The organism is Vagococcus proximus, from assembly GCF_029143285.1.
GTDB classification, from domain to species: domain Bacteria; phylum Bacillota; class Bacilli; order Lactobacillales; family Vagococcaceae; genus Vagococcus_D; species Vagococcus_D proximus.
In genome coordinates this window covers 23451-40255 of record NZ_JAPDSH010000012.1, presented here as the reverse complement: position 1 = coordinate 40255, position 16805 = coordinate 23451, and the positions used below count along the sequence as shown (strand labels likewise).

Here is a 16805-nt window from a genome sequence, read left to right as displayed (position 1 = left end):
ATTAGTTGATGTCGTCAACTACTTTTTGAAAAAGTTTTTTAAGTTTTTTTCGTTTGTGCTACACGTCGTAGCGACATGTATAAATATACCAAGCTTATCAATCAATTGCAAGCTTTATTTATAAAAAAAAGAACCTTAGCTAACTAAGGTCCGATTTATTAAAAAATACGATAGACATACTCATCTTTAGGGGCATCTATCTGTAGCGTTTTATCGACTTTCACCACAGGCAACACTTGCCCAAACGGTTCATAAAATTCAGTATCGATAATACCAGTTACCTGTAACCAGGTGTTGTCATCCCATTTTTTTTCTGGATTATCAGTTTGTAACATTAATCCATAGACTCCTGAGTCTGCCACACAGTGCAGTATCCCAAATCTAAATAAAAATATTTTTTTCGTTTGTTCTTGATTATAGGCAAATCCTGTTAACTTCACTTTTTTACCATTAAATTCTTTTGGGTAATTATAAATCAACTCCATCACTTCCAAATAATTCTTATCAGTTAAGTATATCTCTTTTTTATCTTTATAATGAGAAAGATCTTTTTCCATTAGTTCATCATAGTCTTTATCATTAAAAAATATATGTGTATTAGGTTTAAGATACTGCTGCTCAATATCACCAAAACTGGTACTATCTTTACTTATTGGGAAATTAAATCCTTTAGCATCAATAATACTCGCATCTAAATTAACCGTTGGCAATAAGAAGACTACTAACACTGGCAAACTCACTAAAAAATAAGTGCTAGCCTTACCAAACCAGGTTTTACTTCCGTGATTATGACCATCCTCACAGTCACATGATTCTTTACTTGTATCTTCACGAACCCATCTAATGAGTTGAATAATAGCTAAAAATAAAGCAAAAAACATTGTCATTTTACTCAAATACTGGTATTTCGGATTAATATACTGATTAATTTTACCGCTTGTTTGGAGGTAGCTCATCATCATAAAATATCCCGCTAATATCCATGTTCTAATCATTTTAAGCACTCCTTCCTTCTATAATAGCAACGTGTAAATAAAAACAATAACGGTAACTAAGCCAATTAATTTAAGCATAAATTTCCGTGTAAAATGATGACTCATCATCATTAAGTTTTTTATATCAACCATCGGTCCGTACACTAAGAAACCGATAACTGGTGTTAAACCAAACATACTTTTCATTGATGTTCCAATAAAAGCATCTGCCTCTGAACATAAAGATAAAATAAAGGCAAATCCCATCATAATAAGAATACTCGTTACTTTATTTGATGCGTACGGAAATAATAGTGCCGTTTTTAAGTAAGTTTGCATTAGTGCAGCAAGTAGTGCACCGATAACTAGGTAACGACCGGTATCGAAAAATTCATCCACACTATGTTGAAGAGCATGACTGATTTTATTAAATAGCGAGACTTTTTCTTTAGGTGAAACCTCTTCATTGCAACAACTTCCACTATGAGCAGTCTCTCCTTTTTTGTATTCTTCCTTCAATATCGTATCTTTATTACGGTATGCTAACCAAAGTCCTATTATAAAAGCAACCACTAGACTACCTAAAACTCTTAAAAAAACAGGATAACTATCATTATTGAATGCTATATAGGTAGAAAAAAGGACCACTGGATTAATAATCGGTGCCGTTAACATGAAGGTAATTGCTGTATAACTCGGTACACCTTTTTTTAGTAACTCTTTTACTATAGGAACAATTCCACATTCACATGATGGAAAAAAGAATCCCAAAAACATGCCTGTCAAAATTGCTAAAATTTTATTTTTTGGTATCCATTGTTTCACTTTCGCTGGGTCTAGAAAACTCTGAAGAAAACCGGTTATCACACAACCAAATAATACAAATGGAACAGCTTCAATAATAATTGATACAAAAATAGCGCTTGCCTGTAATACCGATTGAGGTAAATTTATCATATTTATTCCTTCTCACTTTAAATTTCTGATTATTTACTTATCATAATATATTTGAACAAGGCTGACTAGCACCTTAGCTATAACTTAATTATTTAGAAAGAAATTAAAAAGAGACAAACAAAGAATTCTATCTTTGTTTGCCTCTTTTTAAATATAACTTGAAAGTTTTGATACTAACTCTTCCTCAGAACTAACTATCTCACCATTCAATTTAATTAAGCCTGCTGTGTACAGGTTAAGGTAATGAAATTGATTTTCTCCGACTTCACTCAATGCCTTTAATTTATCGGGTTGAGTCGCGCCTTGTTGTCTGACATCGGTATACAATCCAATAACTGGAATTCCCTTCGCATAAGCTACGCCTATCTCAGTTGCTACACCCGTATCAATCGTATGACCATCTAATATAGCTATAACGATATCACTTGTAATTAAAGCTTCTGTATCGAATTTAGCAATCATTTTAGAGTCTGCATAAGCTGACTTATCATTAATACCCAGTTGTTCTTGAGGGACATACATATCCAACTCTTTAAACTGCCCTCTTAACTGTGCTACCAAATAGTCATTGTAACGACGTTCCATTTCAGAAAAAAGCGGTGCTGCATAATAAATTTTTGTCATCAGTCTTCCTCCTAAGAGTTAATCGTATTAGTAATCACTCTTATTATAGCAGACTTAATGGAAATGGTATTTATTCATAACTTTGACTAATTCTTTACGTTCGATTCGACCTTTTTTACCATCTTCAATTCGATTATCACGTAATAATAACATAACAACATAAAGAACGACTGCACTAATAATAAAACTAACAAACATCCATTTATAATCCATACCTGTAGCATCTAAAATTTTCCCAATAACTACTGATGGTGTGACGCAACCGATAATCCCACCTAATGAGAAAATACCAAATGAAGGAGAAAATGATTTTCCTTTAAACATTGCCAAAGGCAAACTGTAAAGTACTGTAAAGGCTGCATTTGTTAAGAGATTTCCTGTCGCCATAATAACGAATAAGGGAAACTTACCACTCGGTCCTGACGGAATTAGTGGCATTAAACAAATAACCAATACTCCTAAAATCATACTCACACCTATGAAGTGACCTTCTCGACCTTTAAACCATTTAGTCACTACGAATGAACTCCCAATTCCACCAACTAATAAGAAAATTCCTGCTAATGCCGCTAAAATACCTAAAGATACCATATCTAATTCTTTGTTAACCGCTAAATAAGTCGGCATTAAATTAGCTGCACCTATAACTACGAAATTAACGCAAGCCGCACCTATAGCCATTAACCATAAGTTAGGATTGTTTAAAATTGAACGAATCGGTAAATCCGGTTCCGACTCTTCTTCTTTTTTACCTTCTATTTTAGGCATAAAAATAGCAAAACCGACTGCTGCAACTAACGCTACCCCTGCTACTATCCAATAAATCGCTTGCCATTTCACTTCAGCTAATGAGGCAAAAGCAAGTGGCCCAACTAATGCTGCCACACCTAATGAAGAGAGTAAAATAGACTGCGCAAAGCTTTTCTTATCCTCTGGTATTACTTTGTTAACTGCTAGAGTTGAAGCAGGTGGATACGCTGTGTGTCCAAACATACCTGAAATAAAACGAACAGCTAAGAATAGCCATAACGATCCTGAAATACTACTAAATAATAAAGCTGTTACACCAATAATAATTAATGAGCCTACAATCACCCATTTTGTATTTAATTTATTTAATAAGAATCCCATCGGAATCTGCATTAAACCTATGCCCAAATAAAAAGTTGAAACGATTAATCCTTTATCCGTTTCATTAAATCCATATTGATCTGTAAATGGGATTAATGAAAATGCCATAGACTGTTTGTCTAAATAAACGATACTGTAACCTAAAAATAATAAAAATAATGTCGTGATTTGCTTTTTGTTCATTTTTTTCCTCCTAATAACGAATAGATTTAATAGTAACATAATTTATTTTTCGTATAAAGAGCGTTTATTTAATAATTGTCCTAAAAATTTAATTTCATGCAAAAAAAAAGACAAATTAAAAACCCTTTGTAAACAAAGGGTCTTTTTATTACTCGAACAAAGATTCTGCTATAGCTAGTGCTTTGCCACCATAAACCGTTGAGGGGCCGCCACCCATTAGAACTGCAATATTAACTACCTCTGCTAGTTCTTCCATAGTGGCACCTAACGAAATCGCTGTTTTAACGTGTGATAAAATACAACCTTCACACCTCACACCAATAGCAATACCTAATGCAATAAATTCTTTAGTCTTTTTATCCAAAACATCGTCTTTGACTGCCTCACCATGTAATCCTTTAAACGCTTTAGCTACATCTGGACAGTGTTTCGACAGTAATAATGAATTATCCTTTAATTCTTTGTACGAATCAGTAAATTCTGTCATCTCAATCGCCTCCTAATTTAATAACCTCATCATAAACGATGAAAGCCTTTTCTGCTAATGAGATGCTCTATTTTAAAAAATTAGTTAGATTCATTTAAAAGAGTCTCTACTACTTCACAGGCTTGCTCGTATCTGCCCATATACGTTGGGTCATCTAATAAAACAACTTTATCCGACCAGTTATATTTTTCAATAATAGCCATGAAAGAATCGTGCATCGCCATACGTTCTTCTTCATCAGCTGTCGACATATCCCTAAAGCCATCATTTACATACTCAGTAATTGGTGGAATAACAAAAATCTTCTCAAACTTTTGACGTTTCGCATAAATTTCAAATGTCTGGCGGACGCTTTCGTAGTCATCTGGCGCATAAAGTTGTGTGTACACTTCTGTGGTCGAAATATCTGTATCAAAAAAGACAACTCCCCTATTCCCAGCACTTCTGATCGCTTCACGGTTATCCTCAAATTGGGCGATACCCATCCCTAATAAATCTTGGATTAACAATTCGTTATCACGAACATTAAATAAAGGCTCATATGTCCTAGCCGCTTCACGTGTATAAGGGGCATTAAATCGACGAGCTAAGTCCCTCACTAATGACGTTTTCCCAGTCGATGGACTACCTATCACTAGGTAGTTTTTTGAAAAATATTTCCTGAATGGTGGCATGATATAATCCCAATTTTTTAATGGATTTTCACGAATAGCAGTTCCACTGATTGGCAGCAACTGACGATCGACTAACACGACCTCATCTTGCGGTCTTAACTCATTTAATTTTTCTTTATAGTCTAACTCGCCCGTATACCACACATATGATGCATTCGGATTTACTGTTAATTTTTTAACTTCTGACATGACCAACTCTAACCAAGGAATCCATCCTTTTGGCATTGGGGGTATATTATCTTCATTGACATATGTCACAGAAACCGTATTGTCCTCAGAAAATATTTCACGTGCTGAGCGACCACGTTGTGTTAGATTCATCCCCGCATTTTCACCACGATCACCTGTATAGCCACTTACTACAACAATACACCCATCATTTTCACGCTTTGCACGGATAATTTCTGAATAATGCCCTTGGTGAAGTGGACTGACTGTTCCAAAGAAAATACCAATTTTATCACCTTTAATTTTTTTTTCAGTTATATCAAACAATTGCTTCTTCATCTCGTTACTCCTTATAGCTACTCTTTTTATTTTCAACTGTATACTTGCTTCATTACGAAAATAGTGTACCATATTTTTTTAAAACGCTACTATTTATTTAAACTAAAAAAGCGTTTCCTAATCAAATGATTAGAAAACGTTAACGTGTTCCACCTGAAAGGCAGCTTGATGCTCTTTTTTTCGTTGCTCTTCTTTAGAATTGTCTCTGAAAAAAATTATAAAGACCAATGTTATAATAATTAAAAGTAAACTCAAATTGCGTTTACGTTGGTCCGTTAATCGGTAACGCCAAAATAAAACTAATCCAACAAAAAATAATAATCCAAATATCGTATCTAACATATTTATCAGTCCTCTTTCCCTCTATGGCCCTAATAATTTATATATATCTTTCGATAACGTCGCAATTTTTTCATAACCCGTATCATTTTTAGTCATAATAGATAAAACGTAAGGGTCATCAGCATAAACAATAGCAACATCATGTTCATACCCATCAACATCACCAATTTTATGAGCTACATCGACAGGTAAATACTTAGCAATACGCTCGTCATCATACTCCGTATTCTTCATATACTCAATCGCCCGACCACCCAATTTATGGATTTCCTCCATCAGACGTCCATTTTCTTTCGCTGTAACCTCAAATGGCGTCTTCCATGTTCGACCTATAACCCTACTTATAGTATCTCTCATCTCTTTATCGTATTCATTGCCAACATAGTATCCTAAAAAATTTGTTCCTTGATTATCAGAATATTCTATCGTCCACCTCAACACTTGATCAACAGAATAACTCGTCCCTTCTGGTTTATCTTGAAGTATTCCTGCTCCCTCTTGTTGGTAGGACAAATCCATTTCATTAATTTTACTTGTATCATTTTTAAATGTTTTTTCTGGATCAATTTTTTCATCTGAAATCATTTTTTGAGTGTAATAAATAATAGGTAATTTCCCTGTACTTGCTGCCGTAAACATTTCATTTGCATGGATTCCGGCTTCTTTTCCTGTTACTAACGATTTTACAAAAACGCCAATATCTGGATCCTCATACTCATCATCCAATAAAGATTGAACTTTCGCCATACTATTATCGGCTATTGTAACATCCTCTTTATTGACCCACACCGACTCCGCTATTTTATAATAAATAGCATCTTCTGTCTTAGCTTGTTCTATTACCTTTACGACCTCATCTAATTCAAATGGTGATTTCACGCTACCCACTTTAAATAACGTGCTGTAGTCATTTGGACTATGAAGTAACATACTTTCTTCATTCGATAACGTCACTTCAAATGAAACTTTATCATATTCTATATCTGAATTCTCTTCGACTTCTTTTTTCTTTCCTTGTTTACCTTCTTGCTTAACTACATTTTCTATCTTAGAAAAAACCTGACATCCACTTAAAATCACTAGCATAAATAACAATATTACGCCCAGAATTTTTCTCTTACCCAATACTTTCATCTCATCTAGCTCCATATCTTTTTCTCAACATAATCACGGTTATCTTACCATATTTCACCCTAAATAACAGTAAAAAAACAGAGCTCAGCTCTGTTTTTTACCCTTTTTTTAAAAGTCTCTCCGTCGTATCAATTAAGCTAAATAATAAAAATCCAACTAAACTTAAAGTTAAAATGGCACCATACATTTGTGGGTAATCCATTCTTAGCCATGCATCCATTATGATGTGTCCCATACCATACTCTGTTCCGTAATTTTCAGTAAAAAATAAAACAGAGATTGCGGTACCTAATGACACTCTGCTTGTACTTAATAATGCTCCCAAACTGGCAGGAAGCGTGACAAGTTTAAAAATAGACCACTGCGAAGCATTCATACACTCGTATACATCATATAGCGGTTTTGGTATCTGAAGTATCGCATCTCTAACCGACAACACTACTTGTGGAAATACAATTAAAATAATTAATAAAATTTTTGAAAGTTCCCCCAAACCAAACAACAACATAATCATCGGGAGAAGTGCTAATTTAGGGATAGGGTAAGTTAAATAAATAACAGGATCTAGAAATTGATTTACTTTTGAAATTCTACCCATTAAGATTCCTACGATACCTCCAAGTAATAGTGCACTCCCCATGCCAATTGCCATACGTCTCAAACTTACTATAATATGCCACCCCAACTGATTTTCAATTAACTTTGGATAGGATCCATACACTTTAAGTGGTCCTGGAAGAATTTCTTTATTTAAGAGTAAACTTGCTCCCCACCAAATAATATGAAGAATAATAACAGCAATTATTAACCCTCGTATACGTTTTTTACTTGTCATGATTATGTAATTCCTTTCGTAATCGTTCTACTAAAGGATAGAAATCGTCATGATTTTTAATCTCTAAACTTGTCGCGTATGGATCAAACACTGGATTTTCTATTGCTTCTATAGTTATTCCTTCTCTATCTCCCATTAACAAGATGGTTTGACCTAGAAAAACAGCTTCTTCTACATCATGAGTAATAAATAAAGTAGTCTTAGGACCTTTCAGCCATCGTCTTAAAAATAATTGTTGTGCCTTCTCTCTACTCAATGAGTCCAGGGCAGAAAAGGGTTCATCCATTAATAAAAAATCTCCTCCAGTTGCAAAAGCTCTCGCAATAGACACACGTTGTTGTTGCCCACCACTCAACTGACTAGGATACTTGTCTTTCTGTTCCATTAATGCCATATCAGAAAATAGCTGAGTTAATAGCCTTTCTTCTTGCGCAGTTAATTTCTTTTTATTATGACTAATCTTATAAGCACTGCTAACTGACTCAAAAGCGGTCTGCCAAGGTAACAAGCCATAGCTTTGTGGGACTAACCCTATAATATGTTCATTAGGATTAAACTCATTTCCTCCTAAAGTCATCGTCCCGCTTGAAAAAGGTAAAAGACCGGCCACTACTTTTAATAAACTCGTCTTACCTACTCCAGATGGACCCAAAATCGTATAAATACGCCCCTCATCTAATTCAACTGATGCATCATCTAAAATTTGTTGCCCTTTTATCTCGACACTAATATGTTTTAAAACCAGTGATTTACTTGAAGTAGACATTACTCATAACTTCTTTCGGTTTAATATTTTTTGATAACAGACCAGCGTTTCTAGACCATTCTAGAGCTGATGTCACATCTGACTCTTTAACCGGTTCAATTTCCCCAAAATCAGGAACCTCAATCTGGTCCTTCAACTCTGATGGGAAACCGACATCTTTAATAAAAATATCTAAAAATTCTGATGGTTCATTTTTAGCAATATAAGTTGATCCTTCATTATAAGCATCGAACATTCCTTTAATCGCTGATTTCTGATCTTTAATAAAGTCTGAACCAAAGACGATGGCAAAGGGGTTAATACCTAAATCACGCGTTGAACTCACCACATGCATGCCTTTGGCTTTCCCCATAGTAATAAATGGTTCTGGTAAAATCGCGGCAGCTGCTTTATTATTTTTCAATAACTCTAGGCGGGCAGGTACTTGCGGAATTTCTGTCACTTTAATGTCAGACATCATTAGACCCTTATCTTTTAACATCATATCTACTGCATAAGCTGTTCCTGTTAACTTAGAAAAAACAACATCTTTCTCTTTCAAATCTTCTACTGATTTTATCGTCTTGTCGCCACTTAATAAATCAAACTGATCGTATGGTGCTGCCACTGTTTTAACATCCATACCACCCTCAAGGTAAATAGCTAGGCCCACTAAATCTGAAATAACACCATCAACTTTTCCTGCTTGAAAAGCTGCATCTCTGTCGGGTGCACTTTTAAACATCTCTAATTCGATTTCAACACCATTCTCTTTGTCAAATTCTTCTTTATGAGCCACTAAGAATGGGATATTATCCGTTGACGGCATAACACCTAAACGAACTTTTGGGATGCTACCTTTCATAGCTTCTTCTTTCTTCTCTTCAGGAGCACATCCTACTAGAACACTTGCTGCAACAACTAATCCTACTAATCCTATAAACCAATTTTTCATATTCTATCCTCTTTCCTATAATGTAAAAGTTAATTTAATCTAATCTGTTAAATAAAAACTTTCGATTGGACGTGTCCGTTTGGATTTTCGACCTACAATCACTAACGTTAACTGCATCATTAGCAGTAATAAATTATTATTCTTCTTGTAAGATAAATAACGTGGGTGCCAATTTGTCGCGAATTCTTCTTTAAATAGATGATTATCTTTGAATGCATATAACGGATTGCTATATTTATAAAAAATATTTATCACACGCTCTTTAAAAAAAGCACTTCTAGACTCGCCAACATTTGCAAGTGGGGCTAACCCAATCGTTACTACATCAACACCACGTTTACGACAAGATTCTGCCAAACTCGTCACCATAAATCCTTTGATAGCTTCTGGAATATCCGTTGTCATGCGAATTAAATCGTACCCTACTTCACTTTTTGCCTTCCCTGGTTTAACAGTGATAAAGCCTACTATATTATCTTCTTGATTAAACACAAGACCTAAATCACCTTGCTGAATATAATAAGGGTTAAATCGACCTACTGAAAAATAACGCTCTGGCTGATGTTGACTCCAATCATCAGACAAATCTGTCAGTTCTTTTATTAACACATCACTATAAGGTGGCTCCTGATACTCAAAACGATAACCCGATTTAATTAACTGATTATGCTGTTCTTCTTGCGTAACCATAGTTTCATCTTGTTGCTCCAAGTCAATACTGCCATACTCACCTAATTTTATAAATTCATATCCTATATCATGAAGCAGTAACGCATAACTATCCGTCACACCATAAAATACAGGTTGATACCCTAATACATCTGCCTCATCTCCAAATGCCAAGCTCGCTTTAGTATACAAGCGTTCGTCACCCACAGGATTTCCTAAAACGAATAATTTACTACCTTGAACTTCAAAGGTAAACATGACTTTATCTACCCCTTTTTCCTGATAATAAAAATGGCGCTTATCTCTTAAATGAGCTAAATGACTATAATCTGTTCCAGGATACTGAGTTAACATAGCTTTTACCTGTTTTTCATCATAAAAAATACCCGGACGTTCAGAACTACTTAGGTAATCATAAAGCATTACAATCGTAGCTGCTGATAAAATAACGCCTGCAAATCCCGCTAACCAAACATCTTCTGATGGGAATAACAAGAATCTTGACGGTAAATCCCCATGATTTGTTCGATCACTTGAGTAATACCCTACAACAGAGTATAGAATAAACAAACTGCCATATAAGAAGGTATCAAATAATAAAGATTCCCATGTAAAAATAAGTTGCTTACGGTAAAATTCATGTCGTGCTAAGTAAAGACAGCCACATAAAAAAGCGTAAAATATAACAAGTTTCCACGAAAATGTTCTAGAAATAGTATTAACAATACAGAATAATAAAATCATCAATGTTGGAAAATAAGCTTTTTTAACACGATTTGCTACGCCACGTGCTAAGCCTAGCAACATAAACCCAATCAACATATTTAATGTTTGGTCTAAAAAATGAAATGAAAATGGCAATAATTTTTCAATAATCCAACTCAAATTAGATAAATTAGGAATCGTAGCAAGGAGAACCATCATGATTCCTGCAAAATACACCATTCCAACTAAAATCAAATGAGCCGTGCGTTGGACCACTAATTTTGGAATATTATCAAAAAAGTCATTCATTTTTGCACCAGTTAAGTGAATAAGAGTATAGACCCCCGTAAAGAAAGGAACAATATAATAGAATATTCTGTAAAATAATAACCAAGCTAAAGCCAATTCTTTAGAAATACCTAAATTTCCTAATCCCATAATCATCAAAACATCAAATGTTCCCATCCCGCCTGGAACCATAGAAATCATCCCGATGAAATTAGCTGCAATAAATAACGGATAAATCGTACTAAGCGACACATCCACTTGCAAAAGCTTGCCCACCGTTAAAAACATCATAAGTGCACCAGACCACTGACCTAATGAAGCAATCATAAGTTTAAAAACTCGTTTTATTGGAAAGTCTTGGAATAATTTGTTTCTATTAAGATAAATAAAAATTGAAAGACCTGGCGCTACGAAACTACCTGCCAACAACCATATTGAATAGCTCCTAAAAGGGTTATCTGGTCGGACAAAAGAAATATCAAGCAACGTTCCTAAACACAAAAGTGATAAGCCACTTAACATAAAGACCGCTACCTTAGACACTGTAGACACTACTTTCTTCGTCTCTACCTCACCACCATAAAATTTACCTCGAAGTGTCGCACCTAATACACCACCAAATCCAGCTAAATTATTTAAAGTGTTTGTTGTCCAAGCAGAAAAAAGTAGTTTTTTTCTGTCTAACCGTGACCTACCTTTTTCCTCTAATATCTCAACCGTAACCCAGTCGTATAAAAGCATCGGCGACACACTCACCAGCCCAACAGCCGTCATCGCAAGTAAGGTACGTTTCCTTTGAGCAAATAAAATCCCTTTCAAATCTGACCACGTCATCCCTTGCAAGATACCTGTCAGTTGATTAATTACAAAAACTAATATTGAAAATAAAAACAAGACTTTTAATAAGCCACTATGTTTCTTTAACAAGCTTCCTAATTGTTTGATTATCTTTTTCATACGTCACACTCGTTTCAGTTCTTTTCTACTCACATATATTTAGAAATTTATTGCCAACCTGCACAGTTGGTCCCTCACTATGTTAGCTTATTATACGCTTTTTTTCCACTGTTCTACTAAGAAGCATTGCACACTTTTAAAATAACGAGTAAGATACAACTAAGAAACTTACCGAAAGAAGGAAATTATATGAAAATTGGATTTATAGGTGCTGGAAACATGGCACAAGCAATCATCAAAGGGATGGTAGCTAGTGGTTCTTTTAAAGCCTCAAACATTTTTTTAACAGCCTCTACATCTGAGCGCGCTCAACAAAGAGCACAACAATTAGGTGTTTCTGCCTCGCTGAATAATACAAGTCTTGTTAAGGAAGTAGATTGTCTAATATTAGCAGTTAAGCCAAATAAATTTGAAGGAGTCCTTGCTGAAATTGGGTCTGTCTTAGTAGAAAAACAACCGATAGTCGTATCGATTGCAGCAGGTCTAACATTAGATACATTGGCCAATCTTATCTCAGAGCATTCCGCTCAAAAAATCATTAGAGTCATGCCCAATATGAATGTTACGATTCGAAAAGGAGTCTCTGCTCTTTGTTCTAACTTATTTGTATCGGAAGATGATATCACTGCTGTCGAAAAAATATTCCAATCGGTAGGTTCTACTTATCGTTTAGAAGAAAAAGACTTTGCAAACTTTACATCTATAGCTGGCTGTTCACCTGCTTATACTTATCTATTCATTGATGCCTTATCACGAGCCGGTGTCAAAAACGGCTTACCAAAAGACATCGCTACAAAAATTGCTGCTGAAACTGTTCTAGGTAGTGCCGAAACCTTGCTTAATGTTGAAGAGACGCCTTGGGACATGATTGATAAAGTTTGCTCGCCAGGTGGGACAACTGTCGCTGGGCTGGTCGCATTAGAAGATGAAAAATTCATCTCTACTGTTATAAAAGGTTTAGATGCTACTATCAAACGTGATAGTGAATTAGGAAAATAAAAAAAACGCACATCACTGTGCGTTTTTTTTATTTATTAAATTCCAGGTGCTTGACCTAATTTAGCTGTTAACATCCAGATTGTTTTTTCGACTGACCCTTTCATATCGATAAACATATCTTCTGTTACGTTATCACCTTCGCCACCCGCTACTTCGATCCCTGTTGCAAGTACGCCTTGTAAATAACGGTAACCGTCTACTAAACGCTCGATACGAGATGTCATATCTTTATCATAACTCCCAATTTCATCTTCTAATTTTGTATGTTCAGCAAATTCTTTCAATGTTGAATAAGGAGCACCACCGATTGTAATCAAACGTTCTGCTACTTCATCCAATTGACCATTAATCCCATCCATGAACTCATCCATTTGTGGGTGAAGCGTTAGGAAATCAGTTCCTCGCATGTACCAATGTGTCTGATGGATAATCACTGAAAATTGACTCAAATCTGCTACTAATTGGTTTAAAACACCTTGCGTTTTTTCATAACTCATAAACTAATTCCTCCTTCTTATTTATATACCTATCATACCTCTTATTTATAATAATTACAAATAACATGCTCACTAATTATTTTGATAGTCCTTCATAAATTGTTTTTAAATTATAATCCATCATACTATAATAACTCTCTCCAACTTCTCCTTTTTTTGCCAAAGAATCGGTGAAAATTGTTTTATAAATTGGAATACCTGTTTCCTTAGACACACTCTCCATACTACGAGGATCAACACTTGTTTCAACAAATAACGATGACACTTTTGTTTCATTAATTTTGTCAATAATTCCTTTCATCTGATCGGGTGTCCCTTGGCTCTCTGTATTAATTTCCCAAATATAAGCGGCTTCTAATCCATATGCTTTTGAAAAATATTTAAACGCCCCTTCACTGGTCACAAGTAATGCTTTTTCTTTGGGTAAGGCAGAAAACTTATCCGTGGACTCATCATGTAGCTTTTGTAGTTTATCTGTATAGTCTTTTGCATTCTTTTGATAAAACTCTTTATTCTCGGGATCTTTTTGAACTAGGACATCTTCAATAGCATTAATATACTTAATACCATTCTTAATATCTAACCACGCATGAGGATCCTGTTCTGATTCTTGACCTTTACCGTTTAAATACATTGGTTCGACTTCTTTACTTACAGAAAAGAAATCATGATCTTCTTTCTTACGGCTCGTTTCCATTAACTTTGAAAACCAACCATTTCCACCTGTTTCCAAATTTAAACCATTGAAGAAGATCACATCTGAATCCGTTGCTTTTGAGATATCTTCTGGTAACGGTTCGTATTCATGCGGGTCCGTTCCAACTGGTACAATACTATGTACATCTAACTTGTCTTCTCCTATTTTTTCAACCATATCTGCTAAAATTGAATTTGTTGCTACCACGTGAAGATAAACTCCATCACCTTTGGCTTCTTCCTTTTTTTCTTTTGTTTTCGTTTGACCACACCCTGCTAAAAGAACCACTGCAAGTCCTGCCATCATTATGTATTTAAATTTCTTCATGAACTGTAACCTCTTTTCTCTTATTTAAAATGCCTTGTTTTGGTGAAAATAAAAATGCAATAGCAAAGAAACAAACTGCTGTTAAGACGATCGCTGCTCCTGATGCTAAATTGTAACTGTAACTAAAGAACAACCCAATAACTGAACTTAACGTACTGACTCCCGCTGAAATCATAATCATATGAGAGAGCTTATTTGTTAGAAGATATGCCGTAGCCGCTGGTGTTACTAATAATGCGACTACTAAAATCGTACCAATTGTTTGAAGTGAGGTTACCGCTACTAACGTTAAACCAAACATCAATAAGTAATGGATCAATTGAGTATTTAAACCATATGCTTTTGCCATCGTTGGATCAAAAGAACTGACAAGTAACTCTTTATAAAAAATAATGATAAAAATAAAAACAATGAACGCCACTGCTGCTGTCATTACAATATCACTATGCCTTACCGCTAAAACATTCCCAAATAAAATATGATACAAATCGGTCGAACTTTCAGCTAATGAAATGAGAATAACTCCTAAAGCAAAGAACGAACTAAACACTATCCCAATGGCTGTATCGTTTTTCAATTTACTTTTTTGTGTGACTAACCCTATTAAACCTGCCGTTGCAATCCCAAAGATTGACGCACCTATAATATAATTAATTCCCATCATATAAGAAATCGCGACACCTGGTAGTACGGCATGGGAAATTGCATCTCCCATTAAAGACATTCCTCTTAAGACAATAAAACACCCAATAACACCCGAAATTAATCCGACAATCAAACACGTTATTAAAGCATTTTGTAAAAATTCATACCGCATCAACCCATCTATAAAATTAGCTATCATCTTTATTCAACCCCTTTTATTCTGATATCGCCTAAAGTATCACCATAAGCTTTTTGAATTATCTTTGTATTAAATACTTTCTCAACTGGGCCATAACCGATTAATTGTTTATTCAACACAATTAGCTCATCGAAGTATTCTGTTACTTTATGCAAATCATGATGGACAATCACTATCGTTTTTCCTAATGTTTTAAGTTCTTTTAAAACATCCACAATGACACGCTCACTACTCATATCAATCCCTACAAATGGTTCATCTAAGAAAATAACAGATGCTTCTTGAGCAAGTGCTCTAGCTATAAAGACCCGCTGCAGTTGTCCTCCAGACAATTCACCTATTTGTCTAGTCTTGAATTCACTCATTTTCACTAACTCTAAACAGGCTCTAACTTTTTCATGATCAGCTTGCTTCGGTCTACGGAATAACCCTAACTTAGGATAGGTCCCCAACAATACAACTTCTTCTACAGTGATTGGAAAACTTAAATCAATCATGCTTCGTTGCTCAACATAAGCAATATCGTGCTTGTGATCTAATAGATTATCCTGACCTAACAGGCTTTCCCCTGATACCGTCGGCACTAACCCCATTACACCCTTGATGAAAGTTGACTTACCTGCTCCATTCGGACCAATTATTCCAGTTATTGCATTCTTTTTAATCGTTAACGAAACTGAATCCAGGGCAGTCTTCCCTTGATACGCCACTGTTAAATCAGTTACTCTAATATTTTTATTTGTTTCGTTGGAACGACGCTCTTTATTTAAACTACCATGTCTCTTCATACTTTCAATCTCCCTCTAACAATCTTTTTAGGTTTACCTAACTTTTATATAAGGTTAACATCAAGAAAGCTAATGGTCAACTAAAGTACTCATAAAAAAAGAGCCTCGTAACCGAAATCGGCTACGAAGCTCTTTTAAATTAAGCATATTTTGCTAAAATTTCTTTTAATTGTTCTTTACGGTGAACGCCTACTAACGTTTCCACAATCTGACCATCTTTTTTGATAAGAAGAGTTGGGATACTTTGTACACCAAAGTTTGCTGCAGTTGCAGCATTTTCATCCACATTAATTTTACCAATTGAAACTTCTGGCATTTCTTCAGCTAATTCATCAATGATAGGACCTTGCATACGACAAGGACCACACCATGGTGCCCAAAAGTCAACTAATGCTACGCCATTACTTGTTTCTGCTTCGAAATTGCTATCTGTAAATATTTTTGCCATTTTACATTCCTCCTGGATATCCGTTTTATTCTTTACAC

18 protein-coding genes are annotated in these 16805 nt (G+C 35.0%); 1 reads left to right on the top strand and 17 read right to left on the bottom strand.

Translation table 11 applies throughout. The features are described from left to right. Positions 1-158 precede the first annotated feature (158 nt). The 12 genes from OL233_RS11215 to mprF form a co-directional block, all read right to left on the bottom strand. A complete protein-coding gene (locus OL233_RS11215) occupies positions 159-995 on the bottom strand; it encodes a TIGR03943 family putative permease subunit (RefSeq protein WP_275472397.1) in 837 nt (278 codons plus the stop codon). Positions 996-1013: 18 nt separating this feature from the next. Next, positions 1014-1931 (bottom strand): permease, encoded by a 918-nt coding sequence (locus OL233_RS11210; RefSeq protein WP_275472396.1) that lies wholly within the window; start codon positions 1929-1931, stop codon positions 1014-1016. A gap of 147 nt (positions 1932-2078) precedes the next feature. Further along, a complete protein-coding gene (locus tag OL233_RS11205; RefSeq protein WP_275472395.1) occupies positions 2079-2555 on the bottom strand; it encodes a nucleoside 2-deoxyribosyltransferase in 477 nt (158 codons plus the stop codon). Between the two features lie 54 nt (positions 2556-2609). Continuing rightward, complete coding sequence (locus tag OL233_RS11200) at positions 2610-3869, bottom strand: MFS transporter (protein ID WP_275472394.1); 1260 nt, start codon at positions 3867-3869, stop codon at positions 2610-2612. Between the two features lie 148 nt (positions 3870-4017). Continuing rightward, positions 4018-4356 (bottom strand): carboxymuconolactone decarboxylase family protein, encoded by a 339-nt coding sequence (locus OL233_RS11195; protein ID WP_275472393.1) that lies wholly within the window; start codon positions 4354-4356, stop codon positions 4018-4020. 80 nt (positions 4357-4436) lie between these two features. Continuing rightward, a complete protein-coding gene (locus tag OL233_RS11190) occupies positions 4437-5537 on the bottom strand; it encodes an AAA family ATPase (RefSeq protein ID WP_275472392.1) in 1101 nt (366 codons plus the stop codon). A gap of 129 nt (positions 5538-5666) precedes the next feature. Beyond that, positions 5667-5879: a hypothetical protein gene (locus OL233_RS11185; protein WP_275472391.1), complete on the bottom strand. Its 213-nt coding sequence runs from the start codon at positions 5877-5879 to the stop codon at positions 5667-5669. 21 nt (positions 5880-5900) lie between these two features. Beyond that, positions 5901-7013: a serine hydrolase gene (locus tag OL233_RS11180; RefSeq protein ID WP_275472390.1), complete on the bottom strand. Its 1113-nt coding sequence runs from the start codon at positions 7011-7013 to the stop codon at positions 5901-5903. Positions 7014-7110: 97 nt separating this feature from the next. Beyond that, entirely contained in the window at positions 7111-7848 is a 738-nt protein-coding gene (locus tag OL233_RS11175) for an ABC transporter permease (RefSeq protein WP_275472389.1), read from the bottom strand. Beyond that, entirely contained in the window at positions 7838-8614 is a 777-nt protein-coding gene (locus OL233_RS11170; RefSeq protein ID WP_275472388.1) for an ABC transporter ATP-binding protein, read from the bottom strand. Before OL233_RS11170 ends, OL233_RS11175 begins: the two co-directional genes overlap by 11 nt. Then, on the bottom strand, positions 8598-9548 hold the full coding sequence (locus tag OL233_RS11165) for an ABC transporter substrate-binding protein (RefSeq protein ID WP_275472387.1): 951 nt from the start codon (positions 9546-9548) through the stop codon (positions 8598-8600). The genes OL233_RS11170 and OL233_RS11165 overlap by 17 nt, the downstream gene beginning before the upstream one ends. A 39-nt stretch (positions 9549-9587) precedes the next feature. Then, entirely contained in the window at positions 9588-12167 is a 2580-nt protein-coding gene (gene mprF / locus OL233_RS11160; protein WP_275472386.1) for a bifunctional lysylphosphatidylglycerol flippase/synthetase MprF, read from the bottom strand. A 189-nt stretch (positions 12168-12356) separates the two neighbouring features. Here mprF and proC point away from each other — a divergent pair, with 189 nt between their 5' ends. Beyond that, complete coding sequence (gene proC / locus OL233_RS11155; RefSeq protein WP_275472385.1) at positions 12357-13166, top strand: pyrroline-5-carboxylate reductase; 810 nt, start codon at positions 12357-12359, stop codon at positions 13164-13166. A 35-nt stretch (positions 13167-13201) separates the two neighbouring features. Here proC and OL233_RS11150 read toward each other — a convergent pair whose 3' ends face one another. From OL233_RS11150 to trxA, 5 genes are all read right to left on the bottom strand, one after another. Beyond that, positions 13202-13663, bottom strand: a complete 462-nt coding sequence (locus OL233_RS11150) for a Dps family protein (RefSeq protein ID WP_275472384.1) — start codon at positions 13661-13663, stop codon at positions 13202-13204. A gap of 76 nt (positions 13664-13739) precedes the next feature. Next, positions 13740-14687 carry an Mn/Fe ABC transporter substrate-binding lipoprotein EfaA gene (gene efaA, locus OL233_RS11145; protein WP_275472383.1) on the bottom strand — a complete coding sequence of 316 codons (948 nt, stop codon included), beginning with the start codon at positions 14685-14687 and terminating at the stop codon, positions 13740-13742. Continuing rightward, entirely contained in the window at positions 14674-15531 is an 858-nt protein-coding gene (locus tag OL233_RS11140) for a metal ABC transporter permease (protein WP_275472382.1), read from the bottom strand. Before OL233_RS11140 ends, efaA begins: the two co-directional genes overlap by 14 nt. 2 nt (positions 15532-15533) lie before the next feature. Further along, a complete protein-coding gene (locus OL233_RS11135; RefSeq protein ID WP_275472381.1) occupies positions 15534-16319 on the bottom strand; it encodes a metal ABC transporter ATP-binding protein in 786 nt (261 codons plus the stop codon). A gap of 139 nt (positions 16320-16458) precedes the next feature. Then, positions 16459-16767, bottom strand: coding sequence for a thioredoxin (gene trxA / locus OL233_RS11130; RefSeq protein WP_275472380.1), 309 nt, complete (start codon positions 16765-16767; stop codon positions 16459-16461). Between the last annotated feature and the right edge of the window lie 38 nt (positions 16768-16805).

What these genes read in the sequence shown, in the direction of transcription:
- OL233_RS11215 (WP_275472397.1), bottom strand. Translation starts at nt 995, where the DNA reads ATGATTAGAACATGGATATTAGCGGGATATTTTATGATGATGAGCTAC.
- OL233_RS11210 (WP_275472396.1), bottom strand. Translation starts at nt 1,931, where the DNA reads ATGATAAATTTACCTCAATCGGTATTACAGGCAAGCGCTATTTTTGTA.
- OL233_RS11205 (WP_275472395.1), bottom strand. Translation starts at nt 2,555, where the DNA reads ATGACAAAAATTTATTATGCAGCACCGCTTTTTTCTGAAATGGAACGT.
- OL233_RS11200 (WP_275472394.1), bottom strand. Translation starts at nt 3,869, where the DNA reads ATGAACAAAAAGCAAATCACGACATTATTTTTATTATTTTTAGGTTAC.
- OL233_RS11195 (WP_275472393.1), bottom strand. Translation starts at nt 4,356, where the DNA reads ATGACAGAATTTACTGATTCGTACAAAGAATTAAAGGATAATTCATTA.
- OL233_RS11190 (WP_275472392.1), bottom strand. Translation starts at nt 5,537, where the DNA reads ATGAAGAAGCAATTGTTTGATATAACTGAAAAAAAAATTAAAGGTGAT.
- OL233_RS11185 (WP_275472391.1), bottom strand. Translation starts at nt 5,879, where the DNA reads ATGTTAGATACGATATTTGGATTATTATTTTTTGTTGGATTAGTTTTA.
- OL233_RS11180 (WP_275472390.1), bottom strand. Translation starts at nt 7,013, where the DNA reads ATGAAAGTATTGGGTAAGAGAAAAATTCTGGGCGTAATATTGTTATTT.
- OL233_RS11175 (WP_275472389.1), bottom strand. Translation starts at nt 7,848, where the DNA reads ATGACAAGTAAAAAACGTATACGAGGGTTAATAATTGCTGTTATTATT.
- OL233_RS11170 (WP_275472388.1), bottom strand. Translation starts at nt 8,614, where the DNA reads ATGTCTACTTCAAGTAAATCACTGGTTTTAAAACATATTAGTGTCGAG.
- OL233_RS11165 (WP_275472387.1), bottom strand. Translation starts at nt 9,548, where the DNA reads ATGAAAAATTGGTTTATAGGATTAGTAGGATTAGTTGTTGCAGCAAGT.
- mprF (WP_275472386.1), bottom strand. Translation starts at nt 12,167, where the DNA reads ATGAAAAAGATAATCAAACAATTAGGAAGCTTGTTAAAGAAACATAGT.
- proC (WP_275472385.1), top strand. Translation starts at nt 12,357, where the DNA reads ATGAAAATTGGATTTATAGGTGCTGGAAACATGGCACAAGCAATCATC.
- OL233_RS11150 (WP_275472384.1), bottom strand. Translation starts at nt 13,663, where the DNA reads ATGAGTTATGAAAAAACGCAAGGTGTTTTAAACCAATTAGTAGCAGAT.
- efaA (WP_275472383.1), bottom strand. Translation starts at nt 14,687, where the DNA reads ATGAAGAAATTTAAATACATAATGATGGCAGGACTTGCAGTGGTTCTT.
- OL233_RS11140 (WP_275472382.1), bottom strand. Translation starts at nt 15,531, where the DNA reads ATGATAGCTAATTTTATAGATGGGTTGATGCGGTATGAATTTTTACAA.
- OL233_RS11135 (WP_275472381.1), bottom strand. Translation starts at nt 16,319, where the DNA reads ATGAAGAGACATGGTAGTTTAAATAAAGAGCGTCGTTCCAACGAAACA.
- trxA (WP_275472380.1), bottom strand. Translation starts at nt 16,767, where the DNA reads ATGGCAAAAATATTTACAGATAGCAATTTCGAAGCAGAAACAAGTAAT.